Source organism: Gordonia lacunae (genome assembly GCF_002149015.1).
Taxonomy (GTDB): domain Bacteria; phylum Actinomycetota; class Actinomycetes; order Mycobacteriales; family Mycobacteriaceae; genus Gordonia; species Gordonia lacunae.
Genome location: NZ_NGFO01000041.1, coordinates 1 through 26,210, shown reverse-complemented (window position 1 = coordinate 26,210; position 26,210 = coordinate 1). Strand labels below are relative to the sequence as shown.

The 26,210-nt window shown below is 68.9% G+C and carries 28 protein-coding genes and 4 tRNA genes; 6 read left to right on the top strand and 26 right to left on the bottom strand.

Going from position 1 to position 26,210, the window contains the following annotated elements; all coding sequences use genetic code 11:
- Nucleotides 1–90: 90 nt before the first annotated feature.
- The 23 genes from CA982_RS23655 to CA982_RS23545 all read right to left on the bottom strand — a co-directional run bounded on the left by CA982_RS23655 (nucleotide 91) and on the right by CA982_RS23545 (nucleotide 22,460).
- Entirely contained in the window at nucleotides 91–666 is a 576-nt protein-coding gene (locus CA982_RS23655; RefSeq protein WP_086537575.1) for an adenine phosphoribosyltransferase, read from the bottom strand.
- 16 nt (nucleotides 667–682) lie between these two features.
- On the bottom strand, nucleotides 683–2,410 hold the full coding sequence (locus CA982_RS23650) for an ABC transporter substrate-binding protein (RefSeq protein WP_086537574.1): 1,728 nt from the start codon (nucleotides 2,408–2,410) through the stop codon (nucleotides 683–685).
- 10 nt (nucleotides 2,411–2,420) lie between these two features.
- Nucleotides 2,421–3,617 carry a protein translocase subunit SecF gene (gene secF / locus CA982_RS23645; protein WP_086537573.1) on the bottom strand — a complete coding sequence of 399 codons (1,197 nt, stop codon included), beginning with the start codon at nucleotides 3,615–3,617 and terminating at the stop codon, nucleotides 2,421–2,423.
- Nucleotides 3,614–5,329 carry a protein translocase subunit SecD gene (gene secD, locus CA982_RS23640; protein ID WP_086537572.1) on the bottom strand — a complete coding sequence of 572 codons (1,716 nt, stop codon included), beginning with the start codon at nucleotides 5,327–5,329 and terminating at the stop codon, nucleotides 3,614–3,616. Before secD ends, secF begins: the two co-directional genes overlap by 4 nt.
- A gap of 162 nt (nucleotides 5,330–5,491) precedes the next feature.
- Nucleotides 5,492–5,875, bottom strand: a complete 384-nt coding sequence (yajC, locus tag CA982_RS23635; protein WP_086537571.1) for a preprotein translocase subunit YajC — start codon at nucleotides 5,873–5,875, stop codon at nucleotides 5,492–5,494.
- 149 nt (nucleotides 5,876–6,024) lie between these two features.
- The gene (gene ruvB, locus CA982_RS23630) at nucleotides 6,025–7,113 is read right to left on the bottom strand and encodes a Holliday junction branch migration DNA helicase RuvB (protein ID WP_086537570.1); all 1,089 of its coding nucleotides are present in this window, start codon (nucleotides 7,111–7,113) and stop codon (nucleotides 6,025–6,027) included.
- On the bottom strand, nucleotides 7,114–7,707 hold the full coding sequence (gene ruvA / locus CA982_RS23625; protein WP_086537569.1) for a Holliday junction branch migration protein RuvA: 594 nt from the start codon (nucleotides 7,705–7,707) through the stop codon (nucleotides 7,114–7,116).
- Entirely contained in the window at nucleotides 7,704–8,273 is a 570-nt protein-coding gene (gene ruvC, locus CA982_RS23620; RefSeq protein ID WP_086537568.1) for a crossover junction endodeoxyribonuclease RuvC, read from the bottom strand. Before ruvC ends, ruvA begins: the two co-directional genes overlap by 4 nt.
- A gap of 101 nt (nucleotides 8,274–8,374) precedes the next feature.
- Entirely contained in the window at nucleotides 8,375–9,130 is a 756-nt protein-coding gene (locus CA982_RS23615; RefSeq protein ID WP_004018794.1) for a YebC/PmpR family DNA-binding transcriptional regulator, read from the bottom strand.
- Nucleotides 9,131–9,272: 142 nt separating this feature from the next.
- Nucleotides 9,273–9,893 (bottom strand): pyridoxal 5'-phosphate synthase glutaminase subunit PdxT, encoded by a 621-nt coding sequence (gene pdxT, locus CA982_RS23610; RefSeq protein ID WP_086537567.1) that lies wholly within the window; start codon nucleotides 9,891–9,893, stop codon nucleotides 9,273–9,275.
- Complete coding sequence (locus CA982_RS23605) at nucleotides 9,890–10,744, bottom strand: acyl-CoA thioesterase (protein ID WP_086537566.1); 855 nt, start codon at nucleotides 10,742–10,744, stop codon at nucleotides 9,890–9,892. Before CA982_RS23605 ends, pdxT begins: the two co-directional genes overlap by 4 nt.
- A gap of 63 nt (nucleotides 10,745–10,807) precedes the next feature.
- Entirely contained in the window at nucleotides 10,808–11,296 is a 489-nt protein-coding gene (locus tag CA982_RS23600) for a helix-turn-helix transcriptional regulator (RefSeq protein WP_086537565.1), read from the bottom strand.
- Nucleotides 11,297–11,466: 170 nt separating this feature from the next.
- Nucleotides 11,467–12,234 (bottom strand): FHA domain-containing protein, encoded by a 768-nt coding sequence (locus tag CA982_RS23595; RefSeq protein ID WP_086537564.1) that lies wholly within the window; start codon nucleotides 12,232–12,234, stop codon nucleotides 11,467–11,469.
- Between the two features lie 11 nt (nucleotides 12,235–12,245).
- On the bottom strand, nucleotides 12,246–13,112 hold the full coding sequence (locus CA982_RS23590; protein ID WP_086537563.1) for a PP2C family protein-serine/threonine phosphatase: 867 nt from the start codon (nucleotides 13,110–13,112) through the stop codon (nucleotides 12,246–12,248).
- A 131-nt stretch (nucleotides 13,113–13,243) separates the two neighbouring features.
- Nucleotides 13,244–14,155, bottom strand: a complete 912-nt coding sequence (pdxS, locus tag CA982_RS23585) for a pyridoxal 5'-phosphate synthase lyase subunit PdxS (RefSeq protein ID WP_086537562.1) — start codon at nucleotides 14,153–14,155, stop codon at nucleotides 13,244–13,246.
- 95 nt (nucleotides 14,156–14,250) lie between these two features.
- Nucleotides 14,251–14,796: a LemA family protein gene (locus CA982_RS23580; protein WP_086537561.1), complete on the bottom strand. Its 546-nt coding sequence runs from the start codon at nucleotides 14,794–14,796 to the stop codon at nucleotides 14,251–14,253.
- Nucleotides 14,796–15,920, bottom strand: a complete 1,125-nt coding sequence (locus tag CA982_RS23575) for a glycosyltransferase family 4 protein (protein ID WP_086537560.1) — start codon at nucleotides 15,918–15,920, stop codon at nucleotides 14,796–14,798. The genes CA982_RS23580 and CA982_RS23575 overlap by 1 nt, the downstream gene beginning before the upstream one ends.
- Before the next feature lie 46 nt (nucleotides 15,921–15,966).
- Nucleotides 15,967–16,890 carry a phosphatidylinositol mannoside acyltransferase gene (locus CA982_RS23570; RefSeq protein ID WP_086537559.1) on the bottom strand — a complete coding sequence of 308 codons (924 nt, stop codon included), beginning with the start codon at nucleotides 16,888–16,890 and terminating at the stop codon, nucleotides 15,967–15,969.
- Nucleotides 16,887–17,588 carry a phosphatidylinositol phosphate synthase gene (gene pgsA, locus CA982_RS23565; RefSeq protein ID WP_086537558.1) on the bottom strand — a complete coding sequence of 234 codons (702 nt, stop codon included), beginning with the start codon at nucleotides 17,586–17,588 and terminating at the stop codon, nucleotides 16,887–16,889. The genes CA982_RS23570 and pgsA overlap by 4 nt, the downstream gene beginning before the upstream one ends.
- 97 nt (nucleotides 17,589–17,685) lie before the next feature.
- Entirely contained in the window at nucleotides 17,686–18,249 is a 564-nt protein-coding gene (locus CA982_RS23560; RefSeq protein WP_004018806.1) for an ATP adenylyltransferase, read from the bottom strand.
- Nucleotides 18,242–20,335, bottom strand: coding sequence for a threonine--tRNA ligase (thrS, locus tag CA982_RS23555; protein WP_086537557.1), 2,094 nt, complete (start codon nucleotides 20,333–20,335; stop codon nucleotides 18,242–18,244). Before thrS ends, CA982_RS23560 begins: the two co-directional genes overlap by 8 nt.
- Before the next feature lie 121 nt (nucleotides 20,336–20,456).
- Nucleotides 20,457–20,975, bottom strand: a complete 519-nt coding sequence (locus CA982_RS23550) for a TIGR02611 family protein (RefSeq protein ID WP_086537556.1) — start codon at nucleotides 20,973–20,975, stop codon at nucleotides 20,457–20,459.
- Between the two features lie 87 nt (nucleotides 20,976–21,062).
- On the bottom strand, nucleotides 21,063–22,460 hold the full coding sequence (locus CA982_RS23545; protein WP_086537555.1) for a glycosyltransferase 87 family protein: 1,398 nt from the start codon (nucleotides 22,458–22,460) through the stop codon (nucleotides 21,063–21,065).
- A gap of 117 nt (nucleotides 22,461–22,577) precedes the next feature.
- On the opposite strand from CA982_RS23545, the gene CA982_RS23540 reads away from it, so the two are divergent.
- Entirely contained in the window at nucleotides 22,578–22,844 is a 267-nt protein-coding gene (locus tag CA982_RS23540) for a hypothetical protein (RefSeq protein WP_208618080.1), read from the top strand.
- Between the two features lie 46 nt (nucleotides 22,845–22,890).
- Here the strand turns inward: CA982_RS23540 and CA982_RS23535 are convergent, their stop codons facing one another.
- The gene (locus CA982_RS23535; protein WP_086537554.1) at nucleotides 22,891–23,220 is read right to left on the bottom strand and encodes a hypothetical protein; all 330 of its coding nucleotides are present in this window, start codon (nucleotides 23,218–23,220) and stop codon (nucleotides 22,891–22,893) included.
- A gap of 405 nt (nucleotides 23,221–23,625) precedes the next feature.
- On the opposite strand from CA982_RS23535, the gene CA982_RS23530 reads away from it, so the two are divergent.
- Nucleotides 23,626–24,387 (top strand): GTP pyrophosphokinase, encoded by a 762-nt coding sequence (locus CA982_RS23530; RefSeq protein WP_086537585.1) that lies wholly within the window; start codon nucleotides 23,626–23,628, stop codon nucleotides 24,385–24,387.
- 85 nt (nucleotides 24,388–24,472) lie between these two features.
- On the opposite strand, the gene CA982_RS23525 is transcribed toward CA982_RS23530, so the two are convergent.
- Nucleotides 24,473–24,544, bottom strand: a tRNA-Val gene (locus CA982_RS23525).
- Between the two features lie 253 nt (nucleotides 24,545–24,797).
- On the opposite strand from CA982_RS23525, the gene CA982_RS23520 reads away from it, so the two are divergent.
- The 3 genes from CA982_RS23520 (at nucleotide 24,798) to CA982_RS23510 (ending at nucleotide 25,062) form a co-directional block, all read left to right on the top strand.
- Nucleotides 24,798–24,870: transfer RNA gene (locus CA982_RS23520), tRNA-Gly, on the top strand.
- A 22-nt stretch (nucleotides 24,871–24,892) separates the two neighbouring features.
- A tRNA-Cys gene (locus CA982_RS23515) sits at nucleotides 24,893–24,966 on the top strand.
- 21 nt (nucleotides 24,967–24,987) lie between these two features.
- Nucleotides 24,988–25,062, top strand: a tRNA-Val gene (locus CA982_RS23510).
- A 258-nt stretch (nucleotides 25,063–25,320) separates the two neighbouring features.
- Here the strand turns inward: CA982_RS23510 and CA982_RS23505 are convergent.
- The gene (locus CA982_RS23505) at nucleotides 25,321–25,635 is read right to left on the bottom strand and encodes a hypothetical protein (RefSeq protein WP_244176469.1); all 315 of its coding nucleotides are present in this window, start codon (nucleotides 25,633–25,635) and stop codon (nucleotides 25,321–25,323) included.
- Between the two features lie 394 nt (nucleotides 25,636–26,029).
- Here CA982_RS23505 and CA982_RS23500 point away from each other — a divergent pair.
- A partial coding sequence (locus CA982_RS23500) for a helix-turn-helix domain-containing protein (RefSeq protein ID WP_144066106.1) occupies nucleotides 26,030–26,210 on the top strand: 181 nt, incomplete at its 3' end.

Genomic DNA, 26,210 nt, shown 5'->3' with positions numbered 1-26,210 from the left:
TTGTCTGCCGGCACGCGGTGAGCCCGCCGGCCTGCCCGGGCGGGCTCAGACGATTCTAGTCGCGGCCCGGCCGTCATCGTGTCGACGCCGTCAGTCCGAGGCCACCGCGTGGACCGGCACGTCGGGTCCGAGCCCGCGTGCGATGGTGTCTCGCCCGCCGAGACCGGCGAGTTCCATGATCACCGCGACCCCGACGACCTGCGCGCCGGCGCGGTGCAGCAGCTCGGCCGCGGCGACGGCGGTCCCGCCGGTCGCGAGCACATCGTCGACGAGCAGGACGCGACTACCGGACAGGTTCAGACCGTTCGCCGGGATCTCGAGCGTGGCCTGCCCGTACTCGAGGCTGTAGTCGACGGCGAGGACCGGCGGCGGCAGTTTCCCGCCCTTGCGGACCGCGAGTACCCCGACCTCGAGCTCACGCGCCACGGCACCGCCCAGCAGGAACCCGCGCGCGTCGATGCCCGCCACGAGGTCGATCGACGAACAGCCGTGGGTGAGCGCGGTGACGATCGTCGACAGCCCCTCCGGGTCGGCGAGAACCGGGGTCAGATCCTTGAAAGCTATTCCGGGAGCTGGGAAGTCATCGACGAGGCGAGCATGTTCGGCGATGGCCGCCCGTGCTCGCGAGACCGCCTCCGCCGTACGTTCGGGCACGACACCACCCATCGGTTCACTCCCCTGCTCAGCCACGGATCGTCCACCGATCCATGTTCCATCCGGTGCCGTCGCGGCCCATGCCGGCCACCACGTTGCCCACCCGATCCTTCCATTGCCGCACCCGCGGTGCCGCGAAGAGGGGCACCGACGGCATCGTCGACCAGGTCGCGTTCTCGATGGACCGGGCCAGGCGTAGACGATCGGGCGCCGAGACGGTCGTCGCGAGCTGGTCCACGCCCCGGCTCACCATCGGTTCCCGGATCCCGGACAGGTTGAGCGGATCGCCGCCGCGCAGGGCGTAGGCGTCGCGGCTGGGGTCGGCGGCCCCGGCTGCCGCGAACGACGCGCCCCCGGCGACGATCAGGACGTCGGCGTCGCGACCGAGCGCGTCGGGACGGAGGTCCGGGGACGACACGTCCTCGACGACGAGGCCGGCGCCGCGGCACGACGCCGCGATCGCCGCGGTCACCTGCTGCCACCTCGGTGTCGGCGCGAGGTAGCCGACGCGGACCGTTCGCGGCGCGATCCCCGACCCGGTCGGTTCGCCGGTGGTCGCGTCCTCGCCGGCGCCCTGCCCGGTGGCAGCACGCACGAGTCCCCGCGCCCGTTCGATGTCGGGGCGCTGGTAGGCCTGACCGAATTCCGTGTTCATCTGCCCGGCGAGATTGTCGGCGGGTGAGAGCACCCGCAGGTTCCAGATCTGCGCGCCTCCGCCGAAGTCGCGCGCCAGGTCGGCGCGCGGCACACAGGAGGCGAACGCACGGCGCATCCGGACATCGCCGAAGACGCCGCGGCCGGCCAGGACGAGTTCCTCGACGCCGAGCGCCCGCGCCGGCGAGGCCGGCCCGGCGGTCCCCGCCGAACCCGCGATGTCACCGTCGACGAGACCGGCCGTCACGTCGACGACGTCGAACCGCCCGTCGGGGAGCCGGCGGGTCGCGTCGGTGCCGCGCCCCCAGATGACGATGCGCGAGGTCTCCGGCTTGTCGCCCCACCACTTGTCGTTGGGCACCAGGACGAGCCCGCCCGACCGCGAGTACCGGTCGATGCGATACGGACCCGACGCCGGGTAGTGCGCGTGATCGACCGGGCCGAACGCCAGATCGAAGCCGCTGTTCCATGCGTCCGCGATGCGTCCGACGGCGGCCCGGTCCATCGCCCGGATCGGGTCGATGACGTTGGCGAGACCCGCCACCCGGGCCACGACATGCGCCGGCATCATCGTTCCGGCGCCGAAGAGCGAGAGCCAGTTCCGGTACTCACGTCCGGGTGCGAAGGTGACCGTCGCGCTCTTGTCCCCGGCCGCGCAGTCCACCGACTCGATGTCCCGGTAACCCGCGGTGGTCGCCGGGGTGAAGCCGGGCAGCCGTCCGCTCATCGCCGCCCACGCCAGGAGGAGGTCGTCGCAGTCGAGGGCCACCCCGTCGGAGAAGGTCGCCTCGGGGCGGAACTCGTAGCGAAGGGTCGGCACCCGGCCGGACACCTGAGTGACCGTGCCGACGTCGCGATCGGGGATGACCTGACCGGCGGGGCCCAGCAGACTGAACCCGGGCAGCAGCCGGGTGGTCGCCATGAGCACGCCGTCGGCGTTGCCGCCCACCGTGTTCGCGTTGTAGGTCGAGATCCGGGCGTCGACCACGTAGTCGATGGTCGGCGGCCCGTCGTCGCCGCAGGCCGTCAGCAGCCCGGCGACCGTGACGAGCCCGACGAAGAGGCTCAGGACCCTGACGAACTCCCGGCGCCGAACGATCACGTCGCAGAGACTAGCGGTTGCGGCGGCGTTTGCCGGTCGGGACCGCGCGGTCCGCGTCGTCGGTGTCGACGGACTCGCTTCGACGATGGGTCCGGCTGGGCCGCGCCTCGCCGACCGGCTTGCCGGCCTCGACCGCGGCACGACGCCGCAGCACCTTCTCGGTGTGCCGGGCGATGTCGGGGCGACGTTCCTTCAGCGTCGCCAGGAGCGGCGCGGCGAGGAAGACCGACGAGAAGGTGCCGACGAGGACGCCGACGAGCTGGATCAGACCGAGGTCCTTGAGCGTGCCGACGCCGAGCAGCCAGACCGCGATGATCATCAGCGCGATGATCGGCAGCACCGAGATGACGGTCGTGTTGATCGAGCGCATCAGGGTCTGGTTCACACCCAGGTTGGCCTGTTCGGCATAGGTGCGACGCGTCGTCTGCAGGACCGAGCGGGTGTTCTCGGCGATCTTGTCGAACACGACCACCGTGTCGTAGATCGAGAAGCCGAGGATGGTGAGCAGGCCGATGACGGTCGCCGGGGTGACCTCCCACCCGACGAGCGAATAGATACCGGCGGTGCAGATGAGGTCGAAGAACAGCGACCCCATCGCCGCGATGGACATCTCCCGATCGAAACGCACCGCGATGTAGACGAAGACGATGACCAGGAACACCGCCAGCGCGATCAGCATCCGCTGAGTGATCTCACTGCCCCACGTCGAGCTCACATCCGAGATGCTCACCTCGGCGGGCGCGAGTTCGGGTCCGAACTCCGCGGCCAGCGCCCGCGTCACCGACTCCGCCTGGGCGAGATCGAGTGTCTCGGTGCGCACCTGAATGGTCTGACTGCCGCCGGCACCCGCGGTCTGCACCGATTCGGGCGCCTCCCCGAGGCTCTCGGTGACCACTTTCTCCACCGATTCCGCGGTGATCTCCGAGGAGACCACCGGCACCGACATCTGGGTGCCGCCCTCGAAGTCGATGCCGAGGGTGAACCCGCGGATCCCGATCGAGGCCAGGCAGATCAGCAGGATCGCCGCGGTCACGCCGTACCACATCCGACGACGCCCGACGATCTCGAAAGCACCGGTACCGGTGTAGAGCCGGGACAGGAACGAGCGGTTGCGGTCGGCGACGAAGTCGGCGTCCGCGCCGGGCTGGGCCTTGTCGGCGTCGAGCACGGCCGAGTCGCCGGTCGCCTTGTTGTCCGGCCCGGTCATCGCACCGTCCCCTTCTCCCGAGTGGCGTCAGTGGTGTCGTCGGCGTCTGCGGTGTCCGCGGACGTGCCGGCGGGGTCCGCACTCGTCTGGCGGTGCGCCGCGACGCGACGCTGGCGGGCGACCTCGCTGATCGCCCCGAGTCCGTTGACGCTCGGTTTCGACAGGAAGGTCGAGCGGCTCGCGTAGACGACCAGCGGATGTGTCACCAGGAACACGACCATGACGTCGAGGATCGTGGTCAGACCCAGCGTGAACGCGAAGCCGCGGACCTCGCCGATCGCCAGGATGTAGATGACGGCGGCGGCGATGAAGCTCACGGCGTTACCGGACCAGATGGTGCGGCGCGCGCTCGCCCAGCCGCGGGGCACCGCGGACCGGAAGCTGCGCCCCTCGCGCATCTCATCCTTTATTCGTTCGAAGTAGACGACGAACGAGTCGGCGGTCATACCGATACCGATGATCAGACCGGCGATACCGGCGAGGTCGAGCGTGAAGCCGATCCAGCGGCCGAGCAGGACGATGATGCCGTAGACCATGGCCCCCGCGAGGACCAGCGACAGCACCGTGAGGATGCCGAGCATGCGGTAGTAGGCCAGGGCGTAGATGAAGACCGCGATCAGACCGACCAGACCGGCGATGAGGCCGGCCTGCAGCGAGGCGAGACCCAGTGTCGCCGAGATGGTCTCGGCGTCGGAGGCGGTGAACGACAACGGCAGCGAGCCGTACTTCAGCACGTTGGCGAGTTCGTTCGACGACGACTCGGTGAACGGACTCGCACTACCGCCGCTGATCCGTGTCTGACCGCCCGGGATGGGCTCGTTGATCGCCGGCGCCGAGACGACGCGCGAGTCGAGCGTGAAGGCGGTCTGGGTCCGGTTGGGGGCCTGCTCGGCGGTGTACTTGGGCCAGAAGCTGGCGGCCTCGCCCTCGAATTCGAGGGTCACCACCCATTCGCCGGTCTGCGGATCGGTACCGGCGTTCGCGTTCTTGATGTCGCGACCGTCGATGATCTCCGGGCCGAGGAGGTAGACCTCCGAGCCGTCCGTCGAGCAGGCCACGAGGTACTGGTCGGGGCGGTCGTTGCCCAGCAGCGGGTCGTTGGCCGTCGGCGAGCAGTCCATCTTCGCCATCTGCTGCTGGAGTGCCTCGAGCTGCTGCGGGGTCGCGTTCGCCGGGGCCTGACGCAGCTTTTGCTGCTCGTCGATCGCCGCTGCCGCGGCCTCGGTGGGCAGGGCGTCGGCTTGATCGTCGGCGCCCTCGGGCTTCGGCGGTTGCGGGGTCGCCATCGCCGGCTGTCCGACCACCGGGCGGACGTACAGGCGCGCCGTCTGGCCCAGGGACCTGGCCTGCGCACCGTCCTGGCCCGGGACCGTGATGATCAGGTTGTCACCGCTGACGACGACCTCGGAGCCGGAGACACCGAGACCGTTCACGCGCTGCTCGATGATCTGCTTGGCCTGATCGAGCTGCTCTCGGGTCGCCGCCTGACCGTCCTCGGTCCGTGCGGTCAGCGTGACGCGCGTACCGCCCTGGAGGTCGATGCCGAGCTTCGGTTCGATGGTCTGGGGTCCGGTGAAGAAGATCAGTCCGTAGACGACCGCGAGCAGGCCGATGAAGGCCACGAGCGGGCGCCACGGCGGGATCTCTCGAGCCGGTCGCGACCGCTTCCCTGCAGTCCGGCCCTTCCCCGCAGTCCGAGAGGGAGTTGTCACAGCTGTTCAGGTCTCCTTGAGAGCGTCAACCGGCCGACAGGCGTCTCGACCGGCACGACCCACCATCGGCCCGTGGCCAGGACCCGCCGGGACCGCGTGCGACGCGGCCGTGCGGGCAGGTGGGCGCGCCGCGTCGCAGAACCGACGCGGCGCGGAGTCGGCTTACTTGTCGGTGTCGCGCGCGTCGTCGGCGGCGGGCTTGTCGAGGCTGACCGAGTCGACGTCGTCGTAGTCGTCGGACTCGATCTCCGGGGCGACGTGGCCCGCGTAGGTGGCCGCGGCCTCGTCGGTCGGGACCACGCGCATGACCGCCAGCCGGTTCCAGCGGGTGACCACGCCGGTCGCGATCTCGACGTCGACGACGTCGGGCGAGCTCGCGTCGATCACGGTGCCGAAGAGGCCGGAGGTCAGCTGGACGCGGGTGCCGGTGGACACCGAGTTCTGCATCTCCTGCATCTCGGCCACGCGCTTCTTCTGCTTCCGCATCGACAGGAACATGAAGCCGGCCAGCAGGGCGAGCAGGAGCGGGAAGAGCAGAGCGTCCATGAGTGCGAGTCAGTCCTTTGGGTATCGGGATGTACGGCGTGAGCGAGCGGCGTGTCCGGAGGTGATCCGGGCAGCATCAGCTCAGCTGTGCTCCACACAGTGTGCCACGTCTTGCGCGGAGGTCATCCCCGCAGGTGGTGCCGGTGCGGTCAGAGGTCGTCGAACAACGTCTCCGCGCCGACGTCCCGCGGACGCACACCGAAGGTGGCGTTCATCGCACCCGCCGGTGGGGTGAGACCGAGGTGATGCCACGCGGCGGCAGTGGCGACCCGCCCGCGGGGCGTCCGGGCGATCATCCCGGCGCGCACCAGGAACGGTTCGCAGACCTCCTCGACGGTGGCCGGCTCCTCGCCGACCGCCACGGCCAGCGTCGACACTCCGACCGGTCCGCCGCCGAAGGCGCGGATCAGGGCGCCGAGCACGGCGCGGTCGAGCCGATCGAACCCGAGTTCGTCGACGTCGTAGACCGCCAGCGCAGCCCGCGCGACGTCCACCGTGATCGAGCCGTCGCCGCGCACCTCGGCGTAGTCCCGGACCCGGCGCAACAGCCGGTTCGCGATCCGCGGTGTGCCCCGCGAGCGGCGGGCGATCTCACCGGAGGCGTCCCCGCGGAGTTCCATGCCCAGGATCCCGGCCGAACGATGGAGCACGCGGACGAGTTCCTCGGGTTCGTAGAACTCCATGTGCGCGGTGAAGCCGAACCGGTCGCGCAACGGGCCGGTCAGCGACCCCGACCGGGTCGTCGCTCCGACCAGGGTGAACGGCGCGACGTCCAGCGGGATCGAGGTCGCTCCCGGCCCCTTGCCGACCACGACGTCGACCCGGAAGTCCTCCATCGCGAGATACAGCATCTCCTCGGCGGGGCGCGCGATCCGATGGATCTCGTCGATGAACAGCACGTCGCCCTCGACGAGATTGGAGAGCATGGCAGCGAGGTCACCGGCGCGCTCGAGCGCCGGCCCCGAGGTCACCCGGATGGCCGCGCCCATCTCCGACGCGATGATCATCGCCAGCGAGGTCTTGCCGAGCCCGGGCGGACCCGACAGGAGGATGTGGTCGGGGGTGCCACCGCGCCCTTTGGCCCCGTGCAGGACCAGTTCGAGTTGTTCGCAGACGCGCGGTTGCCCGATGAAGTCCGCGAGCGATCGCGGCCGGAGCCCGGCGTCCAGGTCGCCGTCGGAGCGCACCGGCATCGCGCTCACCTCGCGATCGTCGGCGTCGTCCGGGTCGTCGGTCATCTAGGACGCCTTCCCCAGCAGCGACAGCGAGTGCCGGAGCGCCGTCGACGCGTCGGCGTCGGGATGGTCGGCCAGCACCGCGGTGACCGCCTTCTCGGCGGGTCCTGCGGTGAACCCGAGCCCGACGAGGGCCTCGGCGACCTGTTCCCGGATGCCGCCGACGACGGTGACCCCGGTCGACGGCTCGCCGGTGGGCCGGTCGACCTTGTCCCGCAGTTCGACGCACAGCCGCTCGGCCACCCGCTTGCCGATGCCCGGCACGGAGGTGAGGGCCTTGGTGTCGGACTCCGCGAGGGCGCGCCGCAGCGCATCCGGCTCGAGCACCGCGAGGGTCGCCATCGCCAGTCGTGGGCCGACGCCGGTCACCGTCTGCAGGAGCGCGAAGAGCGCACGGGCGTCGGGCTCGGTGAAGCCGTACAGCGTCATCGAGTCCTCGCGGACGATCATCGAGGTCAGCAATGTCGCCTCGTCGCCCCGGCGCAGCCGGGACAGCGTCGCGGGCGTGGCCAGGACGCGGTAACCCACTCCACCACAATCGATCACGGCGTGATCGAGGGCGATCTCGAGCACCGGTCCGCGGACTGACGCGATCATGCGCGACTCCCCTCTCGTGCCTGGGCCACCCGCGCACGGTGACGGGCCGCGGCGGCGTCGGCCTGCTTCTGCGCGGCGGCCATCCGTTCCATCATCGGTCCGCGCCAGCAATGACAGATCGCCAGCGCCAGCGCGTCGGCGGCGTCGGCGGGACGCGGTTTGGTCTGCATACCGAGAATCCGGGTGACCATCGCGGTCACCTGCGCCTTGTCGGCGCGCCCGCTGCCGGTCACGGCCGCCTTCACCTCCGAGGGGGTGTGGAAGCGGACCGGGACGTCGCGCTGCGACGCGGCGAGCGCGATGACACCGCCGGCCTGGGCGGTCCCCATCGCGGTGGACACCTGGTTCTGCGCGAAGACCCGTTCGATGGCCACCACGTCGGGCTGGTGGACGTCGAGCCAGTGACTCGCTGAGGTGTAGATCGCGAGCAACCGCTCGGCGAGTTCCATGTCGCTCGGGGTGCGCACCACGTCGACGTCGAGCGCTGTCACCGTTCGTCCCCGGCCCGACTCGACCAGCGCGATACCGCACCGGGTCAGACCCGGATCGACGCCCATGACGCGCACTCGTACCCTCCCAGGCATCGTGTTCTGCGAACAGTTGTTCGAGATCCTATCCGGGAGGACGGACAAGTCCGGTGATCAACACACCGGGCGGAGCCTGCAGGTCAGTCGTTCTCGAGTTCGGCGAGCACGTCGTCGCTGATGTCGACATTGCTGTAGACGTTCTGGACGTCGTCGGAGTCCTCGAGGGCGTCGATCAGCTTGAACACCTTGCGGGCGCCGTCGGCGTCCACGGCCACCTCGACCGACGCGCGGAAGCTCGCCTCGGCGGAGTCGTAGTCGATCCCGGCTTCCTGCAGAGCACTGCGGACGGCGATCAGATCGCTTGGCTCGCTGACGATCTCGAAGGACTCACCCAGATCGGTGACCTCTTCGGCGCCCGCGTCGAGCACCGCCATCAGCACGTCGTCCTCGCTCTGCCCGTTCTTCTCGAGCGTCACCACGCCCTTGCGGGTGAACAGGTAGGACACCGAACCCGGGTCGGCCATGTTGCCGCCGTTGCGCGTCATCGCGGTCCGGACCTCGCCGGCCGCGCGGTTGCGGTTGTCGGTGAGACACTCGATGAGCACCGCCACGCCGTTGGGTCCGTAGCCCTCGTACATGATGGTCTGCCAGTCCGCGCCGCCGGCCTCTTCACCACCGCCGCGCTTGCGCGCGCGCTCGATGTTGTCGTTGGGGACCGACGACTTCTTCGCCTTCTGGATGGCGTCGAACAGCGTGGGGTTGCCCGCCGGGTCGCCGCCGCCGGTCCGTGCCGCCACCTCGATGTTCTTGATGAGCTTGGCGAACATCTTGCCGCGCTTGGCGTCGATGGCCGCCTTCTTGTGCTTGGTGGTGGCCCATTTGGAGTGGCCGCTCATGTCCGTCGATTCCTTTCCCGGCGCCGGCACGTGCGGCGGGCCGCAGCCCGCATCCGGCGCACTCCTGCCTCTACTCGGTCGCCCTGTTGGTTGTCCCCGGCGCGGTGCCGGGCTCGTGGTCTACCGCTGGTTCGGCACGATCTTACCGACGCACCATCTCCACGAAGTATTCATGTACGCGCCGGTCGCCGGTCACCTCCGGGTGAAACGACGTCGCGAGTACGTTCCCCTGGCGGACCGCGACGATCCGACCGGCCGCCGGACCGTCGGGAACGCGCGCCAGCACCTCGACCTCGGGAGCGATCGTCTCGACCCACGGCGCGCGGATGAACACCGCACGCATCGGCGCGGCACCCGCGGTGTCGGTGATCCCGGTGAACTCCAGATCGGTCTCGAAGCTCTCCACCTGGCGACCGAATGCGTTGCGCCGCACGGTCACATTCAGAGCATCGAGGTGTCGCGCGTCGGGCCGCGTGTCGAGGATCGTGGACGCGAGCATGATCATTCCGGCGCACGAACCGTAGGCCGGGAGCCCGTCGGACAGCTTGTCCGCCAGCGGGTCGAACAGGTCGAAGATGCCGAGCAGCTTGCTCATGGTCGTCGACTCCCCGCCCGGGATGACGATGCCGTCGACCTCGTCGAGTTCGGCCGGGCGCCGGACGGTCACGGCCTCGGCGCCGGACGCCTCGAGCGCGAAGACGTGTTCGCGCACGTCGCCCTGGAGTGCCAGTACCCCGATGCGCGGTCGGCTCGTCGCGCTCACCGATCGGTCCGCGCGTGCTGGTCGGCCGGCATCACTCGACCGGTGCGGGCCAGCCCCTCCTGGGTGACCGCCGCGACGAGTCGGCCCTGGATGTCGAAGATCCGTCCCTGCGTCAGTGCGCGGCCCGCGCCCGCCGAGGGCGAGGTCTGGTCATAGAGCAGCCAGTCGTCGGCGCGGAAGGGGCGCATGAACCACATCGCATGGTCGAGCGAGGCGACCTGCGGGTTCGACTCGGGATGCGGTACGCGCGACGACCCGAGCAGGGTCATGTCGCTCATGTAGGCCAGGGTGCCGACGTGGAAGACGGTGTCGTCGGGCAGCCGATGGCGGTAGCGGAACCACACCCGTTGCTGTGCAGCGAAATACGACGACGTGACCATCATCTCGGGCGGCACGATGCGCAGATCGAAGTTGCGCCACTCCTTGAACACCGCGCGTTCTTCGTCACCCAGTTCGTCCAGGCGGTCGGTCAGTTCGTCCGGGCGCGGCGCCGGCGGCATCCGGTCCTGGTGCTCGTAGCCCTCGTCGGTGCGGACGTGGAACGACGCGGACATCGTGAAGATCGCCTCGCCGTTCTGGACTCCGGTCACCCGCCGGGTGACGAAGGACCGCCCGTCCCGGATCCGGTCGACGAGGAACACCGCCGGGCGATCCGGGTCACCGGGACGCAGGAAGTAGCCGTGCAGGGAATGGACGTCGAACTCGTCGGACACCGTGCGGGTCGCCGACATCAGTGACTGTCCGGCGACCTGGCCGCCGAAGGTCCGCTGGAGGTGACTCGGGAACGCACCGCCACGGTAGATGTCGGTCTCGATCTGTTCGACCTGGAGTATGTCCTCGATGGCTGCCACGCACACCAGTATCGCGCACCACCCCGGTGGGCACTCCCCTGCCCGCCGAAGCGCGGCGGGCGATCACAGCTCGTCGAGCGTCATGATCCCGTCCTGGATGGCCCGGGCGACCAGCGACGCCTTCGTCGGGGCCGGACGGCCGATCTCGGCGTACTTGGCCCGGATGCGGGTGAGGTGGGTGTTGACCGTGCCGAGCGAGATGTAGAGCTCCTGTGCCACAGCAGGTTTGGAATCGACGAGCATCCAGGTGCGCAGGACCTCGACCTCGCGCGAGGTGAGGTTCGGCTTGGCGCGGTCGACGACCGGTGCCACCGCGACCTCGGGGGTGTCGGTGGGCACGGCGACCGCCCGGTGCAGGTGGGGGTGTCCCGGACGGTGCCCCAGGCCGAGCGGTTGACCCGCGCGAGACGTCTGGATCTGGTGGCCGGGCAACGGCATCCGGCGGGCCGCGAGACGCGCCAGGGCTTCCTTCCGGCGGGCGATGGCCTCCGCATCGCGACGAGCGCTGACCGAGCGCAGGTGCTGGGGAGCCGGGTGGGCGATCGCAGTCATGTGTGCTTCCTCTTCACTCATCTTCTGGGGTGGTCCTCCGGGTTCTCCCGGCGATGAGATGAAGATTATGAGCTTTCGCCCGGGCGGTCGATGGGGAGAACTCCCCTACCCGTGGGGAGAACTACCCACGATGAAACCGCAGGTCAACGGTGTGCGAGAGAGGACCGGCCTCAGCCGGCGGCGTTCCGTGCGGCTTCGGCGTCGATGAGCGGGAGGTCCTCGCGGGTGACGATGCGCGAGGACACCGCGTACTCGACGAGTTTGGTCCGGCGATTGCTGGCGAGTTTGCCGCCCCCGCCGCGCATTCCGCTCACCCCGAGTTGATCGAGCTTGTCGCAGACGTTGTCGAGCTTGCGGTTGAACTTGGTCAGCGGCCACCCCAGCCTTCGGGCCGCCTGCGCCGACGACGGGATGGCGCTCGCGCCGGTCCCTTCGCGCCGCAGGATCTCCTCGGCCAGCACGATGATCAGCAGTTTCTGGCTCTCGGTGAGCGTCGGCACGCCCTGCGTGGTGTGCCCGCCGCTGTATTCCGGACGCGTCACCGATTTCACCTGGGGAGCGCGGGCGAACAGACTCAACTCGTAGGTGGTGGGACCGGCGGTGAACACGATGGTCGTCTCCCCGAAGACCAGCGGCATCCGCGCACCCGGACCCAGCGTCGCGGAGAAGCCGACATCACCCGCCGAGACGCTCGCCGACAGATGCGTACCGAGATTGGTGAGCCACCACAGCCCGTTCTCGTTGTGGATCACCAGGAATCGACGATGAAGGTACGGATTGTCGTCGATCGACAGATCCGCTTCCCGGCCGATGAAGAATCGGCGGTCGGCGTCGAGGGCGATGCGTTCGCCGCAGTACTCGACGTAGGTCGCCCCGGCATCGAGGGCGGCGTCGCCGGGCTCGGCGGGAGACGCGGCTCGATCCTGCCCCGTGGTCATCAGCTCTCCGATCAGCTCGGGTCGGGGGCCGGAGCCTGTCCGGCGGCCTCTCCCTGCGCCGAACCGTCGAGCGCGGGCATCGTCAGGGTCGGTACCGACTCGTGGACGGTCACGACGATCACGGTGACGTTGTCGTGCGCGCCGAGCGCCAGTGCGGCGTCGACGAGCCGCTCGGCCGCCTGCTGGGAATCCGCGGCGTTGCGCAGGATGTCACCGATCTCCTCGTCGGGGAGTTCCCCGGTCAGGCCGTCGGTGCACAGCAGCAGCACGTCCCCCGGGAAGGCCGGCGTGCTCGAGTAGTCGGCCACCGGGTCGACCATGCCCGCCCCCAGCGCACGGGTGATCACGTTGCGGCGCGGGTCGGTTCGGGCCTGTTCCGGGGTCAGGAAGCCGGCGTCGATGAACTCCTGGACCTGGGAGTGGTCGGTGGTGAGCTGGTTGAGCGACCCGTTCTGGAAACGGTAGGTCCGCGAGTCACCGATGTTGAGCACCAGCCAGTGGGGGCTCTGCTCGTGGGTGACGAGCACGATGCCGGTCGCGGTGGTACCGGCCCGACGATCGGTTTCGGTGTCGATCTCCCCGATCCGGCGCTGCGCGGCGAGCAGCAGATCGTCGAGTTGGAGTTGGGTCGCCTTGAGCTCCCCCGCGCTCGTGGCCTCCGACAGCGTGAGAAGTGCTGCCTCGCTGGCCAGTTCACCGCTGTCGTGTCCACCCATGCCGTCGGCGAGCAGGTACATCCCCGGCAGCGCGAGAGCTGCGTCCTCGTTGGTCTCCCGGACCCGTCCCACGTTGCACGCGGCAGACCACTCGAGCCGCAATTCACCCACGATGTGTGTGCCCGAGACCGAGGCGTCTCGAACGATCGTCGCCGCATCCATGATCAGCAGATACTACCGCCGCGGAGCCCCTGACCCGCTACGCCTGTCGACTGTTCGGTCTCCGGCGTGTTGGGCGGGGGCGCCGCGGCGGATGGTGGCCCTTCTGACCACCTTCGATTCGGTCGAACCGGTCACCAGCCGCGCTCGGCGAGGCGGTGCGGCTGCGGGATGTCGTCGACGTTGATGCCGACCATCGCCTCACCCAGGCCGCGCGAGACCTTCGCCAGCACGTCCGGGTCGTCGTGGAAGGTGGTGGCCTGCACGATCGCCGCGGCGCGCTGTGCCGGGTTGCCCGACTTGAAGATCCCCGATCCCACGAACACGCCTTCGGCGCCGAGCTGCATCATCATCGCGGCGTCGGCCGGGGTGGCGATGCCACCGGCGGTGAACAGCGTGACCGGCAGCTTGCCGGCTTCGGCCACCTCGACCACGAGATCGTACGGTGCCTGCAATTCCTTCGCCGCGACGTACAGCTCGTCCTTCGGCAGCGACGTCAGCCGACGGATCTCGTCGCGGATCTTGCGCATGTGCGTGGTCGCGTTGGACACGTCGCCGGTGCCCGCCTCGCCCTTCGAACGGATCATCGCCGCGCCCTCGGTGATGCGGCGCAGGGCCTCACCGAGATTGGTCGCACCGCACACGAACGGCACGGTGAACGCCCATTTGTCGATGTGGTTGCTGTAATCGGCCGGGGTCAGGACCTCGGACTCGTCGACGTAGTCCACACCCAGGCTCTGCAGGACCTGCGCCTCGACGAAATGACCGATGCGGGCCTTGGCCATCACCGGGATCGACACGGCGGCGATGATGCCGTCGATCATGTCCGGATCACTCATCCGCGACACCCCGCCCTGGGCACGGATGTCGGCGGGCACCCGCTCGAGGGCCATGACCGCGACGGCACCGGCGTCCTCGGCGATCTTCGCCTGCTCGGGGGTCACGACGTCCATGATCACGCCGCCCTTGAGCATCTCTGCCATCCCGCGCTTGACCCGGGCCGTGCCCTGGCCGACCTCGGGAACGGTCGCGCCGTTGTGACTCACTGAAGATCTCCTCGTGTCGCAGTCTCGACCAGCCGCGATCGCGGCGGCGGTACGCCCACCAGTCTAGGTGAGGGGCCGATCGCCCCCGACGAGGGTCAGTCCGCCTGGCCTGGGGTGACGCGCTCGATGATCTCGAAGTACTCCGGGGGCGTCGCATGCCCGCCGAGCCGCAGCCACCGGACGGGCCGCCGCTGCGCGAGCGCCCGGGTGTCGCGGACGGCGTCGTTGTAGAACCGACGTGCCATCATCACCCGTGTCTCGGCATCGGCGAGTTCGACGACCAGAGCCGCGGACCGGCGGTTCGGGTCGGTCCGCGCCAGTGCGGCCGACACCGCGTTCTCGGCGTCCTCACGCGCCGACGGCGCGGCACGTTCGGCCCGGTCGGCCAGCAGCGCCAGCTCCCGCGCCTGCGCGGCGACGTCGTCGTCGACGGACTTGCGGTACCCCGCGCCACCGTCGCCCGCGATCATCTCGGCGGCCACGGCACGGACGACGACCGCACGGCGGTCGAGACTCGACTCGAGCGCCTGACGGGCGAGATCGACCCGCACGTTGAGGCGGTCGAGCCGGTTCGCCGTGTGGTAGGCCCAGCCCATCACGAGCAGCACGGCCACCACGCCGAGCACGATCCAGGTGGCCATCAGTCCGACACCACCACCGGGCCGGCTCCCACGGTGACGGTGTCGTAGACCCGGAGGATCTGGTCGGCGACCCGCGACCAGTCGTATCTGTCGGCGCGCACCCGGCCGGCGGCGACGAGATCCGCGCGCGCGTCCGGATCGGTGAGCAGCTCGACGAGACCGGCGGCGAGTTGTTCGGGGGAACCCGTCTCGACCAGCCGACCCGCCCGGCCGTCGTCGAGGACCCGGCGGAAGGCGTTCAACGAGCTGGCGATCACCGCCGCGCCGGCCGCCATCGCCTCGACCAGGACGATGCCGAAGCTCTCGCCGCCGAGGTTGGGTGCGCAGTAGACGTCGGCGGAGGCCAGTGCTCGCGCCTTGGTCGCGTCGTCGACCTGCCCGAGGAACACGAGGTGCTCGGCGAGCGCGCCCGCCCGACGGCGCAACGCCGCCTGGTTGCCGCCGCCGACGACCAGGACCCGCACGTAGGGGAACTTCTCCACGACCGCGGGCAGCGCGCGCATCAGCACGTCGATGCCCTTGCGCGGCTCGTCGAAGCGGCCGAGGAACAGGATCGTCCCACCGGGATGCGGATAACCCTCGAGCGGCTCCGCGTCGGCGAAGGACGCGACGTTGATGCCGTTCGGGATCTCGACGGCGTCCGAGCCGAGCGATTCCATCTGCCACCGGCGCGCGAGTTCGGAGACGGCGATCTTGCCCGCGATGCGCTCGTGATAAGGCCGCAGGATTCCCTGGAAAACGCTCAGCCACAACGACTTCGAGGTGGCGGTGTGAAATGTCGTGACGATCGGGCCGGACGCCACCATGAGCGACAGCATCGAGATGCTCGGTGAATTCGGTTCGTGGACGTGCAGGACGTCGAAGCCGTTCTCGGCGACCCAGCGTCGGAGTCGCAGGTAGCCCTTGGGACTGAAGTTCACCCGGGAGACCGACCCGTTGTACGGGATGGCCAGCGCCGGCCCCGCCCGGACGACGTACTCCGGCAGGTCGGTGTCGCGGGCGGCCGGGGCGAGCACACTCACCTCGTGACCGCGGTCGAGGAAGACGTCGGCGAGTTCGGTGACGTGGGCCTGGACCCCGCCGGGCACATCGAAGGAGTAGGGGCAGATCATCCCGATACGCATGGCACTCCCCTGGTCGTCGTTTCCGAGTCCTGATGGTGCGGGCCGGTCATCGCGGCGGCCCGTCCCGTTCCACGCGACTGCGTTGCCGATCGGTCCAGTCCGCCTCCCAGAGCGGCTGCAGCATGTGCCAATCCGCCGGATGCGCGGCGATGTTGACCGCGAAGGCGTCGGCGAGCGCCTGCGTGGCGGATTCGATGCCATCGGAGACGTCGATCGGTTCGCCGAGGCTCATGCGGGAGTACGGCGCCTCCTCGAACCAGTGATGGGCCGGCAACAGCGCCGCGCCGGTCTCGATCGCCAGCCGCGCCGACCCGGCCGGCATGCGGGTTCGTTCGCCGAAGAAGGTCACCGGCACCCCGTGCCGGGCGATGTCCCGCTCCCCGAGCAGGCACACGATGCCCCCGGCGCGCAACCGGTCGGCCAGTAGTCCGAAGGGCGGCTGCTCGCCGCCACTGAGCGGGAAGATCTCGAAGCCGAGCGACTCCCGGTAGGCCACGAACCGCTCGAACAGCGTCTCCGGCTTGAGTCGCTCGGCGACGGTCGCGAATCGGCCGTAGTGCTGGACCAGCCAGACTCCGGCCATGTCCCAGTTGCCGGTGTGCGGCAGGGCCAGGATCACGCCCTTGCCGGGGGCCAGCGCGGCATCCAGGCGAGCCCGGTCCGCGTCGGGGAGCACCGCGGTCTGCGCCACCGTCGCGCGATCCTGCGCCGGCAACCGAAAGGCCTCACACCAGTAGCGTGCGTACGACCGCATCGCGTCGGCGAGGAGGTCGTCGGGCACCTGCGCGGGTTCGACGCCGAGGACACGGGCGAGATTGCGCCGCAACTGGTCCGGACCGCCGGACCGGCGCCCGGCGACGTTCCCCACACGGTCGAACACGGCCCGCGCCGCCCGTTCCGGCGCCCACCGGACGGCGGCCCATCCCGCCCGGTACCCGAGGTCGGCCGCCAGCGCGCCGAGGTCGGTCATCGTTGCCCCGAGGGTGGCGTCGGCCCGTCCGAGCCGGTCGCCGGGCCGTTCCCGGCTTCGGTGTCCTCGGGTTCCGGTTTGAGGGGGATGAGGTCCCGCGCGCCCGGCGACTGGGCGATCGACCACATCCGCTGTCCGACGGTGATGACGCTGGCGACCGCGAGCAGCCACATCGCCACGTGCACGGCCCACCACAATCCGAGGCCGGTGAGCCCGGTTCCGACGAGCACGATGATGAGGCGATCCGGCCGCTCGATGAGACCGCCGTCGCCGTAGAGACCGCTCGCCTCCGCCCGGGCCTTGGCGTAGGAGATCACCTGCGAGGTCACCAGACAGATCAGGGTCGCGACGAGCAGGAGATGATGTGGTTCGGTGACCGCGCACCACCACGCCAGGCCCGCGAAGATGGCGCCGTCGGCGACCCGGTCACAGGTCGCGTCCAGGACCGCACCGAAGCGCGTACCCCCGCCCCGCGCACGGGCCATCGCACCGTCGAGCATGTCGAACATCACGAACAGCCAGATGACCAGCGTGCCCCAGAACAGGTGGCCCATCGGGAACAGGGTGAGTGCGGCTGCGACACCGGCCAGCGTGCCGATCACCGTCACCGAGTCCGGCGTCAGCCCGGTCCGCAGGAGCGCCCGACCCATCGGGAGGGTCACCTTCGAGACCGACGCCCGACCCAGAATGCTCAGCATCGCCGAGTTCCTCCCCCATCTCGCGGCGCGTCGCGCCCCGACGCTTCCCGGTCACTCATCGTCTGACCTCGCCTCATCTGATCGCACGCCGCGGACGTCAGTCACCCAGACGTTGCCAGGCATCGGCCAGCAGTCCGCGCGTGTCTCGCAGCAGCTGCGGCATGACCTTCGTCTCGCCCACGATCGTGATGAAGTTCGCGTCGCCCATCCACCGCGGCACGATGTGCTGGTGGAGGTGCTCGGACAGCGAACCGCCCGCCGCGTAGCCGAGGTTCAGACCCACGTTGAAGGCGTTCGGATTCGACACCGACTTGATGGTCCGGATCATCCGCTGCGTGAACGACATCAGCTCGGCCGATTCGGTGGCGGTCAGGTCCTCGAGGTCGGCGACCTGCCGGTACGGCACCACCATGGTGTGTCCGGGGTTGTACGGATAGAGGTTCAGCACCGCGTATACGGCCTCGCCGCGCGCCACGATGAGGCCGTCCTCGTCGGACATGGTCGGGATGTCGAGGAACGGGTGTCCGGTCTTCTCCGCGGGCTGCGGGTCGGCGATGTAGGTCATCCGGTGCGGACTCCACAACCGCTGCAGGCGGTCGCCGACGCCGACACCCTCGTCCCGGATCTCGCCGGGCGCGTCCCCGAACGCGGCGTCACTCATCGAGTGCCCCCGCCACCACGACCGTCTCCACGTCGCCCAGGGCGGCCTCGATCAGCTCCTTGGTGGGCGACTCGTTGCGCCGGCTCCGGACCCATTCGACGATGACGGAGACCGCGTCGGCCACCGGAACCCCGTTGACCTGTGTTCCGTCGCGGAAGCGGAAACTGACCGCGCCGGCCTCGACGTCGCGTTCGCCGGCCAGCAGCATGAACGGCACCTTGCCGGTGGTGTGGTTGCGGATCTTCTTCTGCATCCGGTCGTCGGAGTGGTCGACCTCGGCGCGGACGCCGGCGGCGAACAGATCGTCGACGACGCCCTGCAGGTGATCGGCGAACGCCTCGGCAACCGGGATGCCCGCCACCTGGACCGGGGACAACCAGGCCGGGAACGCACCCGCGTAGTGCTCGGTGAGCACGCCGAAGAACCGCTCGATCGAACCGAACAGCGCGCGGTGGATCATGACCGGACGGTGCTTGGCGCCGTCGGAACCGGTGTATTCCATCTCGAACCGGTCCGGCAGCATCAGGTCGACCTGGATCGTCGACATCTGCCACGTGCGGCCGATGGCGTCGCGGGCCTGCACGGAGATCTTCGGTGCGTAGAACGCCGCGCCCCCGGGATCGTCGACGAGATCGAGACCGAAGCTCGACGCGGCCTCGCGCAACACCTCGGTCGCCTCTTCCCACGACTCGTCGGAGCCGATCGACTTGTCCGGGTTGCGGGTCGAGAGCTCCAGGTAGAAGTCGTCGAGACCGTAGTCGCGCAGGAGATCGAGCACGAACTGCAGCAGCGACCGGACCTCGTCACCCATCTGTTCGCGGGTGCAGTAGATGTGCGCGTCGTCCTGGGTGAAGCCGCGGGCTCGGGTCAGACCGTGCACGACGCCGGACTTCTCGTAGCGGTAGACGGTGCCGAACTCGAACAGCCGCAGGGGCAACTCGCGGTAGGAACGACCCCGCGAGTTGAAGATCAGATTGTGCATCGGGCAGTTCATCGGCTTGAGGTAATAGTCGATGGCCGGGCGGCGGACGGTGCCGTCGGCGTCGACCTCCTCGTCGAGCTGCATCGGCGGGTACATGCCGTCGGCGTACCAGTCGAGGTGGCCCGACCGCTTGAACAGCTCGCCCTTCGTCGCATGCGGGGTGTAGACGAACTCGTAACCGGCCTGCGAGTGGCGCAGTCGCGAGTAGTCCTCGAGCTCCTTGCGGATGATGCCGCCCTTGGGATGGAACACCGGCAGTCCGGAGCCGATCTCGTCGGGGAAGCTGAACAGGTCCAACTCGGAACCCAGACGACGATGGTCGCGCTTCTCGGCCTCCGCGAGCATCTCCAGGTACGCGTCCTGCGCCTCGGCCGACTCCCAGGCGGTGCCGTAGACGCGCTGCAGGCCGGCGTTGGCCTGATCGCCGCGCCAGTACGCGGCCGAGCTGCGGGTCAGCTTGAAGGCCGCGATGTACTTGGTGGTCGGGACGTGCGGCCCGCGGCACAGATCGCACCAGATCCGTTCGCCCGTACGAGGATTGAGGTTGTCGTAGACCGACAGTTCCCCACCGCCGACCTCCATGACCTCGGCGTCGTCGGCGGCGCCCTTGTCGTCGATCAGCTCGAGTTTGAACGGCTCGCCGGCCAGTTCGGCGCGGGCCTCGTCCTTCGACGCGTAGACCCGGCGCGAGAATCGCTGACCCGACTTGATGATCTGCTTCATCTTCTTCTCGAGGGCTGCGATGTCCTCGGGTGTGAAGGGCTCGGCGACGTCGAAGTCGTAGTAGAAGCCGTCCTTGATCGGCGGGCCGATGCCGAGCTTGGCCTCGGGGAACAGCTCCTGGACCGCTTGCGCGAGAACGTGTGCGGCCGAATGCCGGATCACGCTGCGGCCGGCCTCGGTGTTCGCGGCGACCGGCTCGACATCGGTGTCGGCGTCGGGTGCCCACGACAGGTCGCGCAGATCGCCGCCCGCGTCGCGGACGACGACGACGGCCTCCGGCCCCTTGTTGGGCAACTCGGCCTCGCGCAGTGCGGTGCCCGCGGTCGTCCCAGCCGGCACACGGATCGTGGCGGGGCTGGTCACCTGGACGTCGTCGGGCACGGGGGCGCTCCTAGGGTCGGGGCGGACACGCGAAGACGCGTCCGGGTCGGGACGTTTGCGACTCTGATGGTATCCGCGCCGGGTCGTCGCGGAGTGCACCCCTACCGTGTGGCGCCGGCCGTCAGCCGAAGATCGGACTCGCCAGCCACTCGTAGTCGAGGCCCACCCAGCCGGCGACGGTGTGCAGGGCGCCGAGCAACCACAGGGTCGCGATCACGATCGCGCAGGTGCCGAGCCAGAAGATCGCCTGCACCGACCAGTGCTGACGGCCGATCCAGTCCATCCAGGCGTCGTACTTGGCGCGCGCGAACTTCAGCAGGCGGTGGGCCCAGTCGAACTCCGACGCCAGGATCCCCAGTCCGAGGAACACGATGAGCCATCCGGGGCCCGGGTACGGGATCGCGACGATGCCGCACAGCAGCACGATCGTGCCGATGGTCCCGACCGCGATGCGGTAGATGCCGTGCCACCGCGGATTGCTGCGCACCACGTAGCGACGGTGGCGCGCGAACACGCGGAGTCGATGCCGGCGGGACCCGCGGTCGGTGTCGGTACGGTCCGACGTCGACGATCCACTCCCCGCCGGGTTCGGCGTGGAGCTCTCGTTCACTCCGGACTCGCTCGCCCCCGGTGTCGGCATCGTCTCCCACCCTGTTCGTCCGGCCCGGTGGTCGCCTGGGGCCGGTGTTCGTCCCGGCCGTGCGTGGCCGGAAAAGTGACGTCCAGGCTACGCGATCGTGGTGGCGTCCTCCGGCGCCGGCGAAGTCGACGTACGACGCCGGTGCCGCGTCCGCGCAGCGTCGATCAGAGTCGCCGACACGGTGACCGCGAGCAGCAGCGGGTAGCACCCCGCGTAGAGCACGACCAGCACGTCCCCGACGGCGGAGCCGGGTGGGTCACGCGGCATCATGAACAGCCCCAGGGCGATCGCGTGGTCCGACGTCAGATACGGCCCGCTGCTCCACCAGTGCCGCCACCAGGTGAACGTCAGGGCCACCACGCCCGCCGGGGCAAGCCAGTACCACAACGTACGGGCCGTCCTCCCTCGCCTCAGGGCCAGGTCGAGCGCGACGATGAACAGGGGAACACACCAGACCCAGTGGTGCCCCCACGCGAAGGGCGAGACCGCACACATCGTCATCCCGACGATCGTCGCCGCGAGAAGGTCGCGCGAGTCGCGGTGGGCGAGCACCGCGGCGAGCAGGCCCAGACCGGCGACGAACAGTGCGACCGGAAGCCACAGCCACGTCGGCGCCATGAAGACCGGTCCGCCGGGCGCGCGCTCGGCGAACCGGCCGATGTCGAAGTGGGCCAGCAGTTGCGACAGGAATCCGCGCACCGACTGGTTGGCGGGTGAATCGGCCCGGCCGATGCGGTCGGTGTCGGTGAGGTGGCGGGTCCAGTAAGCCCATGAATCGCCCGGGACGACGAGGAAGCCGATCGCCACGGTCGCCGCAAAGGTCGCCAGCGCGGTGCCGGCCGCGCGCCACTGTCGGGTCGCCAGCAGGTAGAGGACGGCGAACAGCGGTGTCAGTTTGATCCCTGCGGCGATCCCGATGGCCACCCCGCGCCACCGGGAACCGCTTCGGAGAAAGACCAGGTCGACCAGGATGAGCGTCATCAGCAGCAGGTTGACCTGTCCCAGCCAGACGGTGGTGCGGACGGGTTCGAGTGCGGTCGACGCGATCGCGATCAGCACGGCGAACACGCCGAGGCGGGCATCGAAGCGGTAGTTCAGGCTGCGGAGACTCATCGCGACCACACCGATGAGTGCGGCGAATCCGATTGTCCACCATACGATGTTGGCGACGGTCTCGGTGAGCAGGGCCAACGGGACGAAGACCACGGCCGCGAACGGCGGATAGGTGAAGTGCAGTCGCCAGAGGACGGGGGCGTCGTACAGCGGCCCGGCGTCGAGCACGGTGGTGGCGCCGGCGCTGTACACGCGGACATCGGTGGCGTTCTCGAAGAGTCCGTAGAAGGGGTTGGTGATGGGGAACGCCACGACGTGCCAGGCGATCACCCCGAGTGCGACGACGGCCGCGACGACGATCGCCGCCGTCGAGATCCGTGCGGGCACAGCGCGAGACGACTCCGGCAGATCGACGGCAGTCTTCGCGGCCACGCGGCGAGAGTACGCCCGAACTGTGAGACGACTCACGCGAAACGCCGCGAGGCGAGGTCGGTTGTTCGACAGACAGCCCGGTCCCGACGGCCCGGGGCCGGACTTCCGTCGACCTCGGTGGGTGACGACATCACCAAGGTCGCGCAGCGGTCGACCTGCCGCGTCCACGACGGCATCCAGTCACCGCCCGCCGACGCACCGGGCTGGCAGGCTCGGATCGTCGCCACGGTGACGATGCGGCACGGTTACGCGTTCGTCGCTGCGCCGCAGCAGCGATCCGCAGACGCCGCGGTCGTCGGACTGGCCCGGGTCCTCGACGACGTCGATGCAGGTGCGGGACAGCCCTACCGGCCCGTGTTCGTTCAGGGGTGCAGCCCGTACTGACCTCGACCGGTCGTGACGCCGCACCCACGGAACGCCCGGGCTGCGCCTACCACTGCCATCGCAAACCGGCGCTGTTCGACTGCCGGCACGTGGCGATGCCGTCGGTCTGGTACACCATCGCGCGAGCACCGAGCTGCGGGCAGGGGGTGCCGATGCGGACCTTGGGTGCACGCGATACTGCGTAGCTGCGCCAACCAGCTACTTCGGCGGAGCAGTACAGCGTGCCGTCGGCGGAGTCCATGCCGTACTCGTGCTGATAGCAGGGTCCACCTTCGCGCTGGACCGAAGACGGCGTCGCCGACGCCCCGCCGACACCGACCATTGCGCCGATGAGCGCTGCTGCCATGACCATTCCGGCGACAGACTCCCTGGCCATCAGTGATCTCCTCAGAAGTTCTCGTAGCGATACACGTGCCGAGGGCAGAGGTCCTGCGTGGCAAATAGTGTCGTAACCAGGATTCCGGCGACGGGGCGCTTCATTCGCAGCACTGTCCGCGCGCCGTCCGCCATGCCGTTCACAGCGTCTCGTCATGTCTGTCTCCAAACGTCCGCCTGCAGCTGTGAGCCACCGATCGACACACCTGCCGCCGCATCCTATCCACCCGGGGCGCCGAGATCTGGGGTCGATGGCCGTGTTCATCTGATCGATCGAACGCCGCCCCGAACAGTGAATCCGGTCCGCCGTCACGCTCGGGTGGCGTGGCCGACTCCCCGCGGCCTTCTATGGTCGATGGTCGATGGCCGGGTGTGCGTCCATCAGCGAGAGACCTGGGGAGGACCGATGACAGCTAGCGACAGCAACAGCCCGATCGACCGGGAGATCCTGGGTGATCTGGCGCGACTGCGTGACGACATGACCCGCTTTCAGATGGAGCATCAGTTCGCGGTCGACGAGATCCTCACGAAGGTGACGATCCTGCGAACCGAGTTCCTTCACCTGCACCACTACAACCCCATCGAGCACGTGACCTCGCGGGTCAAGACACCGGAGAGCATCCTGCGCAAGGCCATGCGCAAGGGCATCGCCCCCGACCTGCCCTCGATCCGCGCACAGCTGACCGATATCGCAGGGATTCGCGTCACCTGCAGCTTCATCGCGGACACCTACCGAATCCTGGAGACCCTGACCTCGCACGACGACATCCGCGTCATCGAGATCAAGGACTACATCGCGGCGCCCAAGCCCAACGGCTACAAGAGCCTGCACGCGATCGTCGCGATCCCGGTCTTCCTCTCCACCGGCCCCGTCGACGTCGTGGTGGAACTGCAGATCCGCACCGTGGCGATGGACTTCTGGGCCACGTTGGAGCACAAGATCTTCTACAAGTACGACGGCCTGGTCCCCGATCATCTGTCCGCGGAACTCGCCTCGGCGGCCCGCACCGCGAACGAACTGGATCAGCGGATGGAACGGTTGCACGCCGAGGTCCACGGCGACGGGTCCGCTCCGGGACGGAACCCCATCGACGTTGACGTGATCCGGTATCTCCGGCAGCACTCGACGTGGCCGGAGGCCGGGGAGAGCCGGCCGCACACGCCGTGACCTTCCCCCGGCCGGTCTGGGGCGTCGCAGCGGCCTGCAACGAGAAGAGCCTCGCCGGAGATTCGGCGAGGCTCTTGTGATTCGGTGGTCCCGGCTGGGATCGAACCAGCGACCTTCCCGGTGTGAACGGGACGCTCTTCCACTGAGCCACGGGACCGTGTCGGGCGCCTACTGCCGATGCCAGGGGCGCCTGTGCACGAGCCAGAAGATTACACGGGTTGCGCAGAAGTCCCAAATTCCGGCGGTGGGCCACGTCACAGTGGGGAGTTTCGGCGTGCCACGCGAATCACATGCTGGGGATTCACTCTCTCCCACGTCCCTGACCAGGCGATTTGGATAGTTCGGAAACCATCGCGTAAGTTTCTCTTCGCACCGCGAGCAGCACGATCCACAAGATCGCTCGCGGGCATGCGGATGTAGCGCAGCTGGTAGCGCATCACCTTGCCAAGGTGAGGGTCGCGGGTTCGAATCCCGTCATCCGCTCGGCGCGAGTCGACTCGCATCTGGTGGTGTGGCCGAGTGGTGAGGCAACGGCCTGCAAAGCCGTGTACACGGGTTCGATTCCCGTCGCCACCTCCACCGCTACACAATTCCATACCCGCGCGATTAGCTCAGTGGGAGAGCGCTTCCCTGACACGGAAGAGGTCACAAGTTCAATCCTTGTATCGCGCACCATGTTACTGCAGGTCAGCCCCGGTTTACGCCGGGGCTTTCTTGTTGCGAAGTCCCTGGGACCTGCAGGCGACTTCGGCGCCAGGATCGATGACCCATCAGCCGATTGCTCTTGAGGTCTGCCGGAATGGGTGACCGTCGACTGGCGATCAACCCGGTGGACAGCGACGTCGAACGCGCGCATGGCCAGCACCGAGGCAATAGACGCCGACTACGCTACGACTGAGTTTCAAGTAGGGCGCCGGTCAATCGAAGCCGACCTCAGGGACCGACCATCCATGTGCCTTGCACACACATGATGGCCTTGCCGTACCTGGTCACGGCGACGGGATAGGCACCTGAGCACGGCTGACCTGGCGCGCGGACTACGGGGTCCGTAGCGGCCACGCTGACCCACTTGTATCCGCCGTTGGCGCCCATGTAGACGCACACAGTGGGCGTTCCGTCGGACTGGTAGCGATAGTCCAGTACTTCCGCACCCGCGCAGTATGTCCCGATCTGCGGGGTGGTCGCACCGGCGTCTGCAGCGCCCATGAGCATGCCGCCGAGGACGCTCGCGACCGCCAGCCCAGTCATACCAACGAATCTGATCCTCATCGGCAGATCGTACGCACAGCAGCAATCAGCAAGTCCGCAGAATGCGATTTCGACAAGCTTTTCGTCTGCTCGAGCGACAATCGGCGCGGGGCGAACCCAGGTAACGGAGCAGCGCTAATAGGCCGCCCCGACGGGAAAGCCAGGCCAGCCCTCAACAAGTCCGGGGGCTGACCCAACCTCCGCAAGGACGGCGGAACGGACTGGGCCCCAACTCCTCGGGTGGGTCCACGATGCCGAACGGTTCGCCGACCAGACCTAGCTGTACTGACCACGGACGTTAGGTACGGCCTACGGCGTGGCGTGGTGACATGAAGAAGACCTCCGAGTGGAGTGCGAGCTGTCTAAGGAACGCTCCCCATCCTCGGAGGTCTTCGTGTCCCACCGTAATGCCCCATTGTCAGAAACCGGGCGTCTGCGTCTGGCCCGCTGCATCGTTGAGGACGGTTGGTCGCTGCGCCGTGCCGCTGAACGATTCCAAGTCGCGGTGACCACCGCCCAGCGATGGGCTCGGCGTTACCGCGAGCAGGGACCGACGGGCATGGCCGACCGCAGCT